The following is a 16395-nucleotide window of genomic DNA, read 5'->3' as shown; positions in this document are numbered from 1 at the left end:
TTCTAGCTGTTGATTATCCACCTCCCACAATAGTTACAATCTCCAGTCGATCGCCCTCCTGCACTTCGGTTTCATCCCAAAATTGCCGATGTAAAATCTCACCGTTATACTCTACAGCCACCAAACGAAGATTCATGCCCAATTGGGTTAACAGTTCTGGTAGACAAGTCTGGGGTGGACATTGGCAGCGATCGCCATTGATTTGTACGGTAATGACAGAATTCATAGATATTGCTGAGGGGCAAACGGCAACTTAGATAGATTTCTTCCTTTTCGTCACCTATCGGAAGAGAGAGGAAAAGTTCGATGCAGTTGCGAGATAAAAAACTGGGTGGTCAGCGTTGGGTCTGAAGCCGCCATAATTGACCGTACGACTGCCACGCGCGTTGCTCCGGCAGTAAGAATAGGCTGAAGATTTTCAGTATCAACGCCTCCAATGGCAAACCAAGGCATGGGGGCATGGGCAGCAGCATAGCTGACATACTCTAATCCAGCGGCAGCTTTTCCGGCTTTGGTCGGAGTTTCGTGGACAGGGCCCACACCAATATAGTCGGCTTCTTCAGCGATCGCCTGCTGCATTTCGTCTGGATTAGTTGTAGAACGACCAATAATGCGTTGATTGCCCAGTAGCTGACGGGCAACGGCAATAGGCATATCTTGCTGCCCCAGGTGAACGCCATCGGCATCCACAGCGATCGCCAAGTCTACGCGGTCATTCATAATAAACAGTGCATCATATTGGTGGCAAAGCTGTTTAAGTCGCTTGGCATTGTGTAGACGAGTTGAGTCATCGGCATCTTTATCACGATATTGCACCAGAGGAACCCCGCCTTGAAGGGCTGCTTCAACCGTGGCAAAGAGGTTTTCGACTGGTGAGGTGACTAAATAAAGGAGCGATCGCTGCAATTTCTGGTGCCGCTGTTGCCCAATTAAACTCGTCTCTAGCATATAGACCTGATAGCGCATCTGCTTGCAATCAGCCGCCATTTGAGGAATATGAAGCTTGCCATACTCTTCTAAAACGCGCAGAGCCTCCTCCACTCGGCAAAAGTTCACCCGGAGCACTTGGGTGATGTCTGCGCGACTTTCTTCTTGAGGATGGGTCAAGCCAGTACCCGGATCATTGCTTGTGTCCCGCGATGCCCAAATTTCGGGCGTATGCCAGCGTGCCAGCGCCTGCCGCAGTTGCTTACACTCCGAGGTGAGCAATGCTTGGTTTAGCCCAAAACGGCACCATTCTTCAATAACCCGCAATCCTTCGCGGGCGCGGTCTAGATTCGCGTCGAGAATGCGATAAAGAGTTGATTTGGAAAGGCTATTTTGGCTCAATGTTTCGCCCATGAGAGTCTGACATTTAATTTTCTGATCGTAGCAGTGAGTCAGCCTAATCGGGCGTTCTCAGTCTGTTATCCGCCCCAATCTGCATAAGCCCTAATCTCTCAAGCTGCCTTCTTAAGTTCGTGAACTTTATCGAAGCTTGATGCGTTTTCAAGATAATGGGGCAAAATTGAATCGGTTCCTGAAAGGTTGACGTGCTTTGGCAATAGGAGAAAATCCCATGAGTTTGACCGTTTCCCCCAATCTTCACAATCGGTTCCGACCTTGGGTTAAAGCGTTGTCTAGTTTAGGGCTATTGACAGTTTTGGGCTATGCCTCTGGAGCGATCGCTCAGCCAATTCAGGTTCCGCCTGCTGTCCAGTCTTCTGGTTCTGATGCAGCGCAGCAATTCTTGTTCGTCAATTCTAGCAGCGGCAATGATGCAGGGCAGGGCGTAACCCAGCGATCGCCCTTTCGGACTTTAACCCGCGCGCTCCAGGCTGTTCAGTCTCAAAACGCCTCGTTCAACACCATTGTCATGGTGGCAGCCGGAACCTATACGCCAGATACGGGTGAAGTTTTTCCCCTGATCTTGCCGCCTGGCGTGATCATTCAAGGTGACCCCAGCACAAAAGGGAAAAATATTGTCATTCAGGGTGGAGGAGCATTTACAACAGCGACAGCAGGTCAGCAGAATGTAGCGATCGTTGGAACCGGACAAATTATGGGAGTTACGGTCAGCAATCCTCACCCTAACGGGTATGGGGTCTGGATAGAGGCAGGCAGCCCCACGATCGCCAACAATACTTTTACGGGCAGTAATTTGGCGGGCGTTGCCATTATGGGAGACAGTACACCGACCTTGTGGGGCAATGCTTTTAGCCAAAACCGGACAGGCGTTGTGGTGGCGGCGACAGCGCAGCCTGCTATTAAGGATGGCTTGGATCAAGTGGAAGCCGCTGCTCCTGCCGCATCTACGAGACAGCGCGACTCCCGTCCTGCTGCGACCGCTCAAGCCACTTCAATGTCCATTCGTCCTCAAACTCCAGCCACCCTGATTCAAACGCCCCCCGCTCAGTCAACAACCTCACCCGTTAATCCTCCTCGGCTCCTGGCAGCATCTCAAGCCCAGATAACACCTCGTGCAGGTGTTATGCCCCGATCGCAAAATTCTTCTGAACCGCCTCTCTCAGCTTCAGCAACTCCCCAAAGGTCGCGTCCCGATCGCTCAACTGCTCGCCCATCGATCGTCAATATTCCCGTCCCTGCCCCCCAATCTGAACAGCGGCGGCTGCCCATTAGTCGCTCTACACCTATTCCTGTTCCTCCCCCAGAAACCCAAGCGACTTCTCGATCTACTTTTACAGCGCCCCCAACCTCTAGCGCTTCATCTAACCTTCTGCGTGTCCCTGCCGAACCGCCTATTGGCAATGTAGGAGATTTGCCTGTTGTCAATGTTTCTCGGAACCCGTTGCAAAATCGAGAGTCTGGCAGTAGACAAAGTGCTGCTGTGAGAGGGTTGCGGTATCGGGTGGTGGTGGCGGCTGGCAGACGAGCCGAGCAAGTACGATCGCTGTTTCCAGGTGCATTTACAACTTACTCTGACGGAAAAGCTGTTTTGCAGGTGGGCGCGTTTGGCGATCGCACCAATGCTGAGGAAGCTGCACAAATTTTAGATAGCAATGGGTTGAACGGAACAATTGAAACACTAGATAATTAGATCAGCCTCTCTGAAAAAGTTTCTGCATCACATCATGAGTCGAGATTACTCCTTTGCCCAAAGTTTTATGTGGATGAGCTTTGCCACAGTAAGCTTGATGGTGGCAAGCCAGATGGGGGCTTTTTCGGCTCTAACTGCCAACGCTTTGAATGCTTTATCATCCTCCAACCAGGCAGAAGTGAAGCAATCACAACTTGTGGTGGATTTGGGCGATCGCAAAGTTTATCTCTATGCTGATGGAAATACCCAAGTGGGCTATGACATTGCTGTTGGCAAGGCTGGTTGGGAAACGCCGCCAGGCAAATTCAGTATTCTCAATATGCAACTCAATCCGACGTGGCAACATCCTTTTACAGGCGATGTTATTCCAACCGGAACAGGCAACCCCCTAGGCAGCCGCTGGATTGGCTTTTGGACAGATGGTACTCACCAAATTGGCTTTCATGGCACTAATCAAACCGACCTCATTGGACAAGCCGTTTCCCATGGCTGTATTCGGATGCGGGATAAAGATATTCAAGCACTGTATGAGCAGGTGGCGATCGGAACAGTAGTAGTGGTACAACCTTAATTTGCGATCTTAAGTTTGTGATAGAGCTACAAAAAAGCGAGGCTCTCTTTTAGAACCTCGCCCTTTTGACTGAATGCATCCTTTAATGCGTTTGCACTTCATATTGATAGGCATGGGTCTTAAGTAGCGAGCTTACCTGGGTCAACATTTCGCTTCCTGTATTCTTTTTCAATACTTGGCGCTCTGGAAAAAACTCAGGTTGATCCAGGTTACGAGCGATCGCCTCATTGACCTGTTGGGCAATCAGATCTTGTAATTCGTCTTTAGCTCTGCCTCGCTGATAGTCTGCACCTTCTTCAGTCGTCGCATACAAAGGCGGCAGACGATTGAGGGCATAAGCTGCAATGTCGCCTAAGTCGAGGGTACAATCGCTGGTGGCTTCAATCTCCGCAACACGAGCGATCGACTCAGTGAGCACCAATTCTTCCATAACATTAATAAACTGCTTGCGAGGCACTGCCACCACTTCGCCCGTAAGCAGAGCGCCCATGAGCCGGTCTAATGCCATGTATTCTTCAATAGACAACTCAGAGGCAGTATCACAAATTCGCCCAACTTCTGCCTCCATTGCTGGCGTTAAATATCCATCTTGCAGAGCCTGTTCAACAATTCTTTCAATACTCATAATTTCTTCCTAAGCTCCAAAACACCCTGCGTTAGGGCGATCGCTCACTCACGCTCAATCCTGCTTATAATGCCCAGAAAACTTTGGAAACAAGCAGAGAGACTTAGCAAGTTAGGCTACTCAAAGCCAGTTTCTCGCCAAGGCACCGGATCAACCGATAGCCCATTAACATACAGTCCCCAGTGCAGATGTGGCCCTGTCGCTGCGCCTGTAGAGCCAATTCCGCCTAAAGTTTGTCCGGCTTGCACTCGATCGCCTTCTTTGACATCGATGCGGCTCAGGTGAATAAAAATGCTGATAACGCCTTGCCCATGGTCAACGCCAACGGTATTACCATGAATTTCAAAACCATCGGCAACTCGCCCGACTAATACGACTTTGCCGCCAGCAGGGGCAACCACAGCAGAGCCAACTTCTCCGGCATAGTCTACGCCACGATGATAGTAGTCTTCGGCAAATTCACCGTTATAGTACCGACGAACGCCGTAGATACTGGTCACTTCACCGGTTGCGGGACGGCGGAAAGCTCCATTCCAAAGTTTATCTGGGGTGATCAAGGCTTTGAAGGCATCAACGCGATCGAACTCATGGTCAGTTCCTTCAGGTCCGCCGCCATTGCCTAGCCAAATACTTTGCGTTGGAAAGGTGCGATCGCGCAATTGCACCACCAAATCTTTCACAGTGCCATCGATCATCACCTGAATGGGCTTACGCCCTGCTGAAAATTGTGGGGTTGTGGGTAGCAAAGCACGGTAGCGGTTAGCGCCAATGGGAAAAGCGGTGTAGGTCTTTTGATTAAAATCGATCGTTGGGTTAGCGCTGCTGTTGCCCTGAATCACTACCGATAAAGTATCGCCAAGTTGGGGGTTAGAAGGTTGCACCTGGACAGTCGGAGTTACAGCAGGGGCACTCAGGATAGGGGTAACGAGGACGGACAGGAGCGCGATCGCGCCTAGTACGAGGCTAACGGACAAGCGATATTGCCACAGAAAACGGCGAAATGACTTGAGGGCTTTGAGTGCCGAGTTGGGAAGGGAAGGAGAAGGATGGGTCATGGGAAGAGGCGATCGGGAGTTTGCTGAAGGATCTAATCCATATTCTAGGGAACTCTGCATTGATCCTGAATTCTTTTCAAATTTTTGAATTTTGAATTCGAGTTTGCTCTCCGCAGAATCTGAAAACTCGGTATGCTGAAATCATTAAGCTTCAAATTTCTTAGCATTTCTCCAAGATTACAAACTCGTGCAAGAAGACTTTCGATTAATTGTTGATCTCGTTATTGTTCTAGCGGCGGCGGCGGGTGGTGGACTGCTGGCAGCATTGCTGAAACAGCCCGTGCTGTTGGGTTACCTAATGGGTGGGGCGATCGTGGGCCCGGCTGGGCTGGGGCTGGTTAAGGAGCTTATTCAAGTAGAGACGTTGGCGCAGTTTGGTGCAGCGTTTTTGCTATTTGCCTTGGGGGTAGAGTTTTCGTTCTCAGAATTGAAAAAAGTCCAGGGAATTAGTTTGGGTGGCGGAGGCTTGCAGATTTTCCTAACCATCCTAGTAACAGCGCTGGTTTCGACGGGCGTGGGCTGGGTGTCTTCGGCAACACAGGGCGTATTTTTGGGTGCAATTCTCTCTCTTTCTTCAACGGCGGTGGTGCTGAAGTGCTTGATGGAGAAGAATGAGACGGAGACGGCGCACGGGCGAGTCATGTTAGGGATTTTGGTGGTACAGGATTTGGCGTTGGGGGTCATGTTGGCAGTGTTACCAGCCCTGAACCAGCCTTCTGAAGAAATTGGGGTGGCGATCGCGATTGCGCTACTGAAGACGGCACTGTTGGCAGGTGGGGCGATCGTGGCAGGTATCTGGGTCATTCCGCCACTGCTGCGGTTCTTGGCTCGCACTGAAAGCAAAGAGTTATTCCTCCTTGGCGTGGTTGCCCTCTGTTTAGGCATTGCGCTATTAACGGAATACATGGGGCTTTCTATCGAGATGGGCGCGTTCATCGCCGGATTAATGATTTCAGAGGTAGAGTACGCCGATCAAACTTTGACCTATGTGGAACCGATTCGGGATATTTTCGCCACGCTATTTTTTGCGGCGATCGGCATGTTGATCGATCCATTCTTTATTTGGAACCATTTAGAACTGATTTTAGGACTGGTGACGCTAGTCTTTATCGGCAAGTTTTTGATTATTACGCCGCTGGTCAAGTCATTTGGTTATCCGCTCAAAACTTCGTTGATTGTGGGTTTGGGGCTGGCGCAAATTGGAGAATTTTCTTTCGTTTTGGCAAGCAAAGGACAGGTTTTGGGCTTGGTGTCGCGGCGGGTTTATCTGCTGATTTTAGGTACAACAGCAGTAACGTTGGTGCTGACCCCATTTGTATTGCGATTAATTCCTCAGCTTTTTGAATGGGCTGAGCAGGTGCCCTGGATGAAAACTTTGCTAGAGGGTTCAGAAGAGGCATGGGAAGTGCCGGAAAATCTACCAAAGCGGGATCATATTGTGGTCTGTGGCTACGGTCATATTGGACACAATATTGTTCAATTGCTCCAGTCCCATAACTATCCGGTGGTGGTGATTGATCAATCTGAGCAAGCCATTCAACAGTTGCGCGAGGCAGAAATTCCTTACGTGTACGGAAATGCAGCAAGTTTGCACGTGATGCAAGCTGCGGGGGTGAGCCAAGCTAAGGGAATGGCGATCGCGCTGCCAGATCCGATGAGTACGCGCCTTAGCCTCAAGCGGGCACTGGAGCTTGCTCCAGATTTAGATGTAGTCGTCCGTGCAGAGCATGAAAAAGACATTGATTTGCTATATCAACTAGGCGCAAAAGAAGTGGTACAGCCTGAGCTAGAAGCGAGCCTTGAGCTTTCTGCCCACCTATTAACCAGCATTGGCATTCCGCTACCCATTATTCAGCGAGAAGTGCAGCAAATTCGTAATTCTCATTATGAAGATCTTATTTCAAAGCGGCAGCCTGAGCAAATTTCGCGAGATTTGGTCGTTGCCGCACAAGACATGAACAGTCGTTGGTATCCATTGCCGGAAGGTTCACCACTGGCTGGGATGACTTTGGAAGAAACCGATTTGCGCCGCTTAACGGGGGTAAGCCTGATGGCAATTCGCCGAGATCAGGGCGAAGAAATTGACTACCCCGATCCACAAACGCCTTTGCAGGAGGGCGATCGCCTCCTCATCGTGGGCGATGCTGACGAAATGGCAGCATTTAGTGAATTGGCTAAAGGGGAAACCGTGGTGCCAGAGCAAGCCTCTTGCCAATGGTTGCTGGTGCCTGACGATAGCCATGTAATCGGGAAAACTTTAGCAGAACTGCACATTCGACAGCAGTTTGGCATTTTGATTCAGGCGATTCGGCGGGAAAGCAAATATATTCGGTTCCCCAACGGTGCAAGTGATTTGCAGGCAGGCGATCGCCTTTTATTATGTGGTAACTTTCATTCACTCACTCAAGCGAGCAGTTGGATCGCACCAGAATCCTCTAAAGTAGTGCAATTCCCCCTGGCTTCTGGCATCATGCCCAATCTTGTACCCGTTGAAGATCATTTGCCTAGCGATCGGTTGCCCATTGATCAACAGAGGATAAATTGAGTCCAGTGAGCATTAGAAATATTATTCCGCTCGTCCTTCTCATCTTTGTTCCAATTTCGATCGCCGCCAAGCTGCTCGATTGGGGAGACTCGACCATCTTTGTTACTTCGGCATTGGCGATCGTACCGCTGTCGATTTGGCTCTCTACTGCAACCGAAAAAGTTGCAGTGGTAACAGGGCCTTCTGTGGGCGGACTGGTCAATGCCATTTTTGGAAATGCCACTGCTTTAATCATTGCGTTGGCAGCTTTAAAAAGAGGATTGATTGATATTGTGCAAGCCAGCATTACGGGCAGCATTTTAAGTGCGCTGTTATTGCTGTTGGGGTTAGCGATGTTGGCGGGTGGGTTGCGCTATAAAGAGCAAGAATTTAAGCCTGTGCTTGCCAGAGTAAACGGTTCTTCGATGACGCTTGCCGTCACCGCGATCGCGCTGCCAACGATGGTGATTTATACCTCTAATATTGGCGATGCGATCGCCATTCATAATCTCTCTATGGTGGTTGCCACTATTCTGATTATTGTTTATGGACTAACCCTGCTATTCTCACTTAAAACACACAGCTATCTTTACCAGATTGGTTTAGCTGACAAAAGTGTGTCAGAACCCGAGGAACCGAAAGAGAAAAGCTTAAGCCTTATTATTTGGATTGGCATCCTATTGGCGGCGACGATCGCGGTTGCGTTTGAATCTGAGTTATTTATTGATGTGATTGAGCCAGAAACTCAAAGGTTGGGTTTAACGCCGCTGTTCACAGGAGTCATTCTGATTCCATTAATTAGCGATGTCGCAGGATTCGTAACCGTAGTGCGATTAGCCATGAAGAATCAGATGGATCTGACGGTTTCTACAACAACAGGCGATAGTTTATTGATCGCTTTATTCGTAGCTCCAGTGCTGGTTTTTGTAGGGCAATTTTCGGGGCATCCGATCGATCTGAACTTTAACGCCTTTGAAGTAGTGGCGTTAGCGATCGCGGTAACAGTCAATAATTTGATCAGCTTCGGCGGGCGATCGAATTGGTTGGATGGAACTCTATTGTTGGCGACCTATGTAGTTTTAGGTGTTGCCTTTTATTACCATCCCGCCTAATCTTCTCATTCAAAAGCTAAGCTGTTTAATTCCTAACATCGAGTTTTCTCCTCTTTAACTTTTCGTTGAACGCTGCTCGGAATCCCTAACGACGCACCTTGATACAATCGCTCAAACTCTCGTTGGAAATGGGCAGCAACAGTTGCGTTGTCAATGACCAGAAGATTTTCGTCGTTATTATCATTAGCCGCTTCACTCCAATTTTGCGAACCTGTGATTACAAGATGCTGATCCACAATGCCGACTTTGTGATGCAACAAATCGCCTTGGGGCAAATCTGGTGTGCCGACTGTGGTAATGGGCGATCGCCAAACTCGGTTACCTTTCTCATACCGACAACGCTGATTCTTTAATGCTACGCCCATCATGTCTAACGCCTCACTGTAATCACGGCTGAAGAACTGCGGTTCGATCAAGGCGCGTACCTGCACATCTCGGCTTTTCACCTGCTCTAAACGATCGCTCAACGGCTGCTCGGAAAACACAAACAGCATTAAATCTACCGATCGCTGAGCAGTACTGATTGCTCGACTAATTAGCCCATTGACGCTCTCCTCCCAATCTAGGCGCTTAGAGGTAGGAGAGAACTGCGCAGTCACAGTAGAACGGGGGGTAAGCGTCACAGTTTGGGGCGCACGGTAAGCTTTTTTAACTCCAAAAAGAGGATAGGAACTACGAGTGCCCCACATTAAATTAAACTCTTGGGTGAAGTTTTCCGCCAGTTGGGGGCTACTGATTTTAAGAAGATGATTGGCGTTACCTAGGCTGGCAGGGGCGATAAAATCACCGTGAATGTCTGACAGCGTGAGGTTGGCGGAACTGACGATGAGAGTTTTACCGTCGATAACTATAAATTTGTGATGCATTAAACCGCTGCCTTTAGAACCGTCGGCAGTGTCGTCAATGAGGGGAATTTGAGCAATTTGTAAAATGGCGATCGCGTCTCTCTGCTCGGCTTCTACTGCATCGACTTGTCCATCATGATTAAGGTCGGCGAGTTGCAAAAACTCATCATATTTTTTGCGATCGTGCTCATTTAATGCGTTGACTTGCTGAGCAGTCATGCGACTTAGTGGGCGGCTGTACGAGTTTTCGATAATGACCCGAACTTGAACTCCCGCCTGATGCCGTTCTCTCAGTGCTAGGGCAATATGGGGCAGGTTAATTTCGTGAACTGCGATGTCGATCGTGGATTGAGCGGTAGCGATCGCATCTATCGCCACTTGCTCTAAGTTGTCTCCTAAGCGTTTTTGTTGACGATAGGGCTCTGTATAAAGGGAGGATTGAGAATGATTAAAGTACGCTTGAATGAATGGATCTTGAGGGAGAGGTGGCAATAGAGAGAGTGAAGAGGAGGGCGACCCTTGCAGTATCTGCAAAGCAGTGCGCCAAGATATATTCAGGCAAATCAACAGCCCTAGAACAAACAAAACGGCAAAGCGAAACCAGAGGGAAGAGAGAAAACGCACTGGAAATTATGGCTGATGACTTTTCTAGCAATCCCCAATCAGCGCAATAATGCGACAATATTTGAACAAAGTTGAGCCGCCTTTGAGCCTAACGAGAGCATCAGTAAAATGAGAACCAAGCTGAACCGAAAAATTAGTCTAATCCTTTGCTTCACAGTCATTCTCCTGAGCATTTGGGTATTCAACTCTCGAATGCAGCCTATGGCTTCTCAACCCGTATCTCAACCCGTTCTTCCGATCGCGCAAGCTGCTGTTTCAACCCTTTATCAAGCCATTGACGAGCAGCACCGCGATCGCTTCAGCATTGACAGTCGGCAAGTCATGTTACCTGGAACGCTGCCGAATGGGGACGTGCGGTTTAATGAGACGGATTTATTTACCGTTCTGCAAAACACTCAAGCCTATTTTCAAGCATATTCCCAAGACAACCCAGAGGTTTCGCGGGAAGGTATTTTAGGCACCCAAGGAGTTACTGTTGCGGATGTGCTCAATACGCTGGAATTTATGATCGCGACTCTCCAGGAGGATATTGCAGGTGGACAGCCAATTCGGTTAAAAGATCCGAAGTTTCTCAACGCCAACTTTCGGGTCATTCAGTGGGATGCTTACGACCCAGAAACTCCTAGTGAACGGCTGTTGCGGCTGACTAAATATGCGGTGTTTGAGCATCCTGGCTCTCGGAGGCAGACGGCGGAGTTTAATGTACCACTCTACCAACTAAAAGAAGAGGCGGAGTCGGATCAGTTTTACCTGAAGTACACCAAGCAAGAGGTTTTATCGGGGATTTATGAGCCAGGCGGGACTGAGTTTGGGCGGGTGGAGCCGTTGGCTTACCTAACGCGGGAGGGTTTTGAAGATGCTTTGCTGCAAGGAACCATCTCGATTAACTTCACCGATGGAACTACAGACTTTTTCAATGTCGATCGCAACAACGGTATTGCTTATATTCCCGGTGTTTCGGCTAATCGGCAAGGACGCTACTGGTACTTTAGAGCGGTGGATGGCATTAAAGGGTATGGGCACCAATTTGAGTCTAAAATCTCGATTAAACCAGGGGTGACCTTTGCAGGAGATGTGTTGAATCTGGGGTTGGGCAAGATTGTAGCGTTAGCGCACAGCACAGGGGGGCGATCGCAACTACAGTTAGGCGTTGTCGCGGATACGGGCGGAGCTTTTTTGCCAAATTTGCATCAACTAGATTTTCTGGCAGGCGTGTTTGGCGATCGCGATGCGTTCTATGCGGCAACCCAAAATCTGCCTGAATATGCTCAAGCTTACGTGTTGATTCACAAAGCGCCATTGCCAGCGCGCTGAGCCTTTCTCCATAAACCCATCATTCATAGAGACACCAAGCGTTACCATAAGGATCAGGTTTAAGTTTTTGAGACTCAATTCCTATTTGTACGACTGGAGATACGGGGCATGAATTTGGGCATGAATTTAGTTGCACTTCAGGGCTGGCTGGATAATGCGTCCTTCGCGGTCTTATTCATCACGATGCTAGCTTACTGGGCGGGCGCAGCATTTCCCAGGCTTGCTTACCTGACGGTGGCAGGAACGACGGGAATGGCGATCGCCAATCTCTGCATAGCGGCATTGCTGGGGGCGCGTTGGATTGAAGGCGGCTACTTTCCCTTAAGCAACCTATATGAATCGCTGTTTTTCATCGCGTGGGGCATCACTGCTGTCCATTTTTTGGCAGAGAACATGAGCCGCAGCAATTTGGTAGGCGTGGTGACGGCTCCGGTAGCAATGGGAATTTGTGCCTTTGCGGCGTTGTCTTTGCCCGACCAAATGCAAATATCGGAGCCGTTGGTGCCTGCCCTTAAGTCGAACTGGCTGATGATGCACGTGAGCGTGATGCTGCTCAGCTATGCCGCGTTAATGGTGGGGGCTGTGTTGGCGATCGCTTTCCTCGTTATTACTCGCGGACAAGAAATTGAGCTAAAGGGCAGTTCGGTGGGAACAGGCGGCTTCCGAGATTCTCGCTATCGGCTACGGAAAGCAGTTGAAGAACAGATTGATTCTGATCATACTAGGGGTGGAACGGCTGTGATGATGGCTTCAGCCTCCCTGCTAGGAACAGCAACGTTAACCCCTCAACGTCTAACCTTGGCAGACACGCTGGACAATATTAGCTATCGCATGATTGGGTTGGGGTTTCCGCTGCTGACTATTGGAATTATTGCAGGAGCAGTTTGGGCAAATGAGGCGTGGGGGTCTTACTGGAGTTGGGATCCCAAGGAAACTTGGGCAATGATTACCTGGCTAGTATTTGCGGCTTATCTTCATGCGCGGATTACGCGAGGATGGCAAGGACGCAAACCAGCGCTGTTAGCAGCTTCGGGGTTTGTAGTGGTCTGGGTTTGTTACTTGGGCGTTAACCTGCTGGGGAATGGACTGCATAGCTATGGGTGGTTTTTTTAGTTAAATAGAATGGTTGAGAAATTAGGGAGGCGTGAGCATGGATCATGATTTTGGGTTGCTGAGCAACGATGAGGTTTTGTATGTGCGGGCGGGTAGCGTTTTAATGTCCAACGCGACGTTCAAGGCGAGTGAGTTTTTGGATGCATTAGCGCAGTTAGTAAGCGAGCGGGAAGATGAGTGGTCGGATGAGCAAGAAGGATGGTTTAATGAACGGGGTTTGGGATGTGAGGTGCTGCGGTTTGGCAATCAAGGATGGCAAAAGGGGCGAGTGAGAATTCGCATGGAGTTTATTCCTGATGGACCAAAGTTGCTGAAGGAAGGGGCACCTACTCAGCGGGAAAGACCGCCCTATGAAGATGATATTTTTAAGCCGAGGGACAGCTACCAGCAAAGAGACCAACCCAGGGATAGCTATTCCCAGAGCGATCGCCCTAACCGCAGAGGAAAAGATGATTACCCCGAAATCTACCCCGATCTAGATGAATATTAACCTAGATGAATATTAACAATGGCAGATGCTGGTTGGACGTTGCATCATGCTCGACTGCACAGGGTATTGCGCGCTCTTCGAGATACCCGCAAGGGGTCGCGGCAGCTTTTGCTTAAAAATGAGCGGTTGCTAGTGGCAGTGTCGGGTGGACAGGACTCGCTTTGCTTGATGCAATTGCTGCTGGACTTACAGCCTAAGTGGAGTTGGGAACTGGCGATCGCCCATTGCAATCATCGTTGGCGGGCTGATGCGGCTGACAACGCGCTTTATGTGGAAGAAATTGCTCGGGCATGGCAGGTTCCCTACTTCTGCAAAACGGCGGTTGAGATTCCGACGAGCGAGGCAACGGCTAGAGCATGGCGTTATGAGGCTTTAGCTGAGATAGCGATCGCTGAGGGCTATGGGGTTGTAGTGACAGGTCATACTCAGAGCGATCGCGCTGAAACCACGCTCTACAATCTGCTGCGGGGCAGTGGAGCGGATGGGCTACAGGCATTGAGTTGGCAACGCGAGTTGGGTTCAGGCATCAGGTTAGTGCGTCCTCTGTTAGAAATGACCCGCACTGAAACGGCTGAATGCTGCCAACTCTTTCATCTTAAAGTCTGGGAAGATTCTACTAATCAAGATTTGCATTATGCCCGCAATCGCATTCGTCAAGAACTCATTCCTTATCTGCAAACCTACTTCAATCCGCAGGTCGAGCAAGCTTTGGCACAAACAGCGGATCTGCTAACTGCCGATGTGGATTACTTGAACCAGACTGCTCTTGAACTGCTGCAAAAAGCCCATTCAGAGTTAGGGCTAAATCGAGTCATGCTGCAATCAATTCCATTAGCGTTGCAGCGGCGAGTCATTCGACAATTTTTACAAAAAATTCTGCCGATCGCGCCTAGTTTTGATCAGGTTGAAAAGCTAGTAGGGTTGATTGGTGCGCCAAATCGCAGCCAGTGTGACCCGTTGCCAGGAGAAGCGATCGCCCAGGTTGAGGGTGACTGGATCCAGGTCAAACCGCAGAACTCTAAGGATTAAGGCTCAGATCCGTAAGCCAAGAAGTCTGTGATGGTGGGCGAGCGATCGGGGTCTTGAATGGTGTAAAGTGGCACTTCTCCGTAAAAAGAAGCCCATAGCGTATAAGTGCTGACAGTGCCCACTATGTAATCACATTGTGCCAGCGAATATAAGTCTTCAACCAGATGATGAGTAGCAAAAGTCGCATTAAAGGATGCGAAATCTTCTTTATTTTGCTGAACGTTTGAGCAAATTAAAAACCCTACTTTTTGACTTGGAAATAAAGCTTCCACCTTCTCCATAATGTGAAGGTATTGATCAACTTCATAAAAATATTTACCGTCCATAAACTCAGCGTAATCGCCTTGACGAATATGCACACCTATCAGAACCTGACAAGATTGGCGAACGGTAGAGATCAAGGATTTTACACGCGATCGGTGCACTGAAATCGGAGCGAAATAATCTCGAATTTTATCTGCATGTTTGACAAAGTTAGAATTGTCACGAAATAGCCAGCCTCTGACGAAAACGACTTTTTTTTGAGTAACAAAGTCTAAAAACTCAGGGCTGCTTAAATCATATTCTTGGTTCTCTGGCAGGCGGAGCACAGCAAGAAGGGGGTTTGCAATCTTAGCTTTATTCACTCCAAAACCCAGGATACGGATAAGTTCATAGACCACTCTTCGCATCTGCTGATGAATAGGAAACCCCGATGGATTAATGGGGTAACGACACAGTAGATCGGTGCAGGTTGGCTCGAAAAACTGAGCGTATTCTTCAAAGGCAGGATTGATGATAGTTAAGTTATGCTCAATTGCAAAGGCAATGAAATGGGCAAAGAGAAATAGTCGGTTGGCTAATTGTCCAAATTTGCTGGAGATAACGATCATAATTTTGGGCGAAATTGTATTAAATGAGTGATGCGCGAACTGACCTTTAGCCGCCCTGACTTATCTAAACTGCTTGAACTGCCTGAACTGCCTGAACTGCCTGAACTGATTGGTAGACGTTAAAGGTTTGGGCGGCTGTTTTGTCCCAATCATATTGTTTGATGCGCTGAGATCCTTTAGAGATGAGGCGATCGCGCTCTAACGAACTGTTCATCAGTAATAACAATGCCTCTGCCAAATCAGAACTTGACTCAGGGTTAAAGAGAATGCCTGCATCTCCAATTACCTCAGGCAGGCTAGAAGTATTAGAGGCAATGACCGCAGTCTCGCAAGCCATGGCTTCTAGTGGCGGAATACCAAAGCCTTCATAAAAAGATGGATAGACCAGAGCAAGGCTACAGCGATACAGTTTGGCGAGATGGCGATCGGCAACCTGACCATAGTTTTGAATGCGATCGCTCAGTCCCATCTCTGCGATCTTCGTTTGCTCTTGACGTGTGAATGGAGCACCCACTACACAAAGCCGCAACTCAGAATTAACAGAGGCAACCTTGAGCAAGGCTGTCAGTAAGCCATCAAAGTTTTTGTAAGAGGTACGGCTTCCCACATACAAAAAATAAGGCTGAGAAGGCACAGGTTCAACCCCATATGCTAAGCTCACATCAATTTCTGACGCTAGATGGGTAACGGTAATCTTATCTTCTAGAAAGGGATAGTAACTTAATAGATCCTGCTTTGTGTTCTCAGAAATACAAATAATTGCTTGAGCGCGCAATATCGCTTTATGTTTGTTTTTGACATCCTGATGATCAGGATCAACGCGCTCATGAATGAAATCATGAACAGTCAGGACAATAGGAAATGGATAAGCATCAATAGGCTGATAGTTAAGGAGTGAGTAGTAAGTAGGGTGCAGTAAATCGAAAGATTGCCGCTGGGTGAATGTTTGAAAATATTGCTGACCCACCCAATAAGAAATTCGTCGCATCCCAGAGATCTCAGGTCTGGGAAAAAACCGTAGGTCAAGGTTGGGGTGAGCCGGGTAGTTAAGGTGCTGCCGACGGCAAGTCGTTAGGACTGGAGTATCGTGGTGGGGAAGGCGGCTAATTAAGTTGGCAAAGTAACGGTTAATGCCTCCGGCAGATTGGATTGCATAGATGTTGCCGTCATAGAGAATTTTCATG

The 16395-nt window shown here is 48.8% G+C and carries 15 protein-coding genes; 8 read left to right on the top strand and 7 right to left on the bottom strand.

The window, feature by feature from the left end; translation table 11 throughout:
• Positions 1-13: 13 nt before the first annotated feature.
• Together thiS and KME11_14965 are read right to left on the bottom strand one after the other, a co-directional pair.
• Positions 14-226 (bottom strand): thiamine biosynthesis protein ThiS, encoded by a 213-nt coding sequence (thiS, locus tag KME11_14970; GenBank protein ID MBW4516510.1) that lies wholly within the window; start codon positions 224-226, stop codon positions 14-16.
• A gap of 50 nt (positions 227-276) precedes the next feature.
• Positions 277-1341, bottom strand: coding sequence for a thiamine phosphate synthase (locus tag KME11_14965; protein ID MBW4516509.1), 1065 nt, complete (start codon positions 1339-1341; stop codon positions 277-279).
• 217 nt (positions 1342-1558) lie between these two features.
• Between KME11_14965 and KME11_14960 the strand changes: the two genes are divergently transcribed.
• On the top strand, positions 1559-3037 hold the full coding sequence (locus tag KME11_14960) for a DUF1565 domain-containing protein (protein MBW4516508.1): 1479 nt from the start codon (positions 1559-1561) through the stop codon (positions 3035-3037).
• 112 nt (positions 3038-3149) lie between these two features.
• Complete coding sequence (locus tag KME11_14955; GenBank protein ID MBW4516507.1) at positions 3150-3608, top strand: L,D-transpeptidase; 459 nt, start codon at positions 3150-3152, stop codon at positions 3606-3608.
• Positions 3609-3690: 82 nt separating this feature from the next.
• Here the strand turns inward: KME11_14955 and KME11_14950 are convergent, their stop codons facing one another.
• Positions 3691-4233, bottom strand: a complete 543-nt coding sequence (locus KME11_14950; protein ID MBW4516506.1) for a late competence development ComFB family protein — start codon at positions 4231-4233, stop codon at positions 3691-3693.
• 116 nt (positions 4234-4349) lie between these two features.
• Positions 4350-5288: a peptidoglycan DD-metalloendopeptidase family protein gene (locus KME11_14945; GenBank protein MBW4516505.1), complete on the bottom strand. Its 939-nt coding sequence runs from the start codon at positions 5286-5288 to the stop codon at positions 4350-4352.
• Positions 5289-5475: 187 nt separating this feature from the next.
• Between KME11_14945 and KME11_14940 the strand changes: the two genes are divergently transcribed.
• Positions 5476-7833: a cation:proton antiporter gene (locus KME11_14940; GenBank protein MBW4516504.1), complete on the top strand. Its 2358-nt coding sequence runs from the start codon at positions 5476-5478 to the stop codon at positions 7831-7833.
• Between the two features lie 5 nt (positions 7834-7838).
• A complete protein-coding gene (gene cax / locus KME11_14935; protein MBW4516503.1) occupies positions 7839-8924 on the top strand; it encodes a calcium/proton exchanger in 1086 nt (361 codons plus the stop codon).
• Between the two features lie 32 nt (positions 8925-8956).
• Here cax and KME11_14930 read toward each other — a convergent pair whose 3' ends face one another.
• The gene (locus tag KME11_14930; protein MBW4516502.1) at positions 8957-10393 is read right to left on the bottom strand and encodes a DUF1669 domain-containing protein; all 1437 of its coding nucleotides are present in this window, start codon (positions 10391-10393) and stop codon (positions 8957-8959) included.
• A 201-nt stretch (positions 10394-10594) separates the two neighbouring features.
• Between KME11_14930 and KME11_14925 the strand changes: the two genes are divergently transcribed.
• The 4 genes from KME11_14925 to tilS all read left to right on the top strand — a co-directional run bounded on the left by KME11_14925 (position 10595) and on the right by tilS (position 14339).
• Entirely contained in the window at positions 10595-11707 is a 1113-nt protein-coding gene (locus KME11_14925) for a hypothetical protein (GenBank protein ID MBW4516501.1), read from the top strand.
• Between the two features lie 120 nt (positions 11708-11827).
• A complete protein-coding gene (gene ccsB / locus KME11_14920; GenBank protein MBW4516500.1) occupies positions 11828-12820 on the top strand; it encodes a c-type cytochrome biogenesis protein CcsB in 993 nt (330 codons plus the stop codon).
• 37 nt (positions 12821-12857) lie between these two features.
• Positions 12858-13310, top strand: a complete 453-nt coding sequence (locus KME11_14915; GenBank protein ID MBW4516499.1) for a KGK domain-containing protein — start codon at positions 12858-12860, stop codon at positions 13308-13310.
• Between the two features lie 18 nt (positions 13311-13328).
• The gene (gene tilS / locus KME11_14910) at positions 13329-14339 is read left to right on the top strand and encodes a tRNA lysidine(34) synthetase TilS (protein MBW4516498.1); all 1011 of its coding nucleotides are present in this window, start codon (positions 13329-13331) and stop codon (positions 14337-14339) included.
• Here the strand turns inward: tilS and KME11_14905 are convergent.
• Positions 14336-15211, bottom strand: coding sequence for an alpha-1,2-fucosyltransferase (locus KME11_14905; protein ID MBW4516497.1), 876 nt, complete (start codon positions 15209-15211; stop codon positions 14336-14338). The genes tilS and KME11_14905 overlap by 4 nt on opposite strands.
• A 64-nt stretch (positions 15212-15275) precedes the next feature.
• Positions 15276-16394: a glycosyltransferase family 4 protein gene (locus KME11_14900; protein ID MBW4516496.1), complete on the bottom strand. Its 1119-nt coding sequence runs from the start codon at positions 16392-16394 to the stop codon at positions 15276-15278.
• Between the last annotated feature and the right edge of the window lies 1 nt (position 16395).

The sequence above is a fragment of the Timaviella obliquedivisa GSE-PSE-MK23-08B genome, from assembly GCA_019358855.1.
Taxonomy (GTDB): domain Bacteria; phylum Cyanobacteriota; class Cyanobacteriia; order Elainellales; family Elainellaceae; genus Timaviella; species Timaviella obliquedivisa.
The sequence above is the reverse complement of the archived record's forward strand: the minus strand, read 5'-3'. Positions and strand labels throughout refer to the sequence as shown.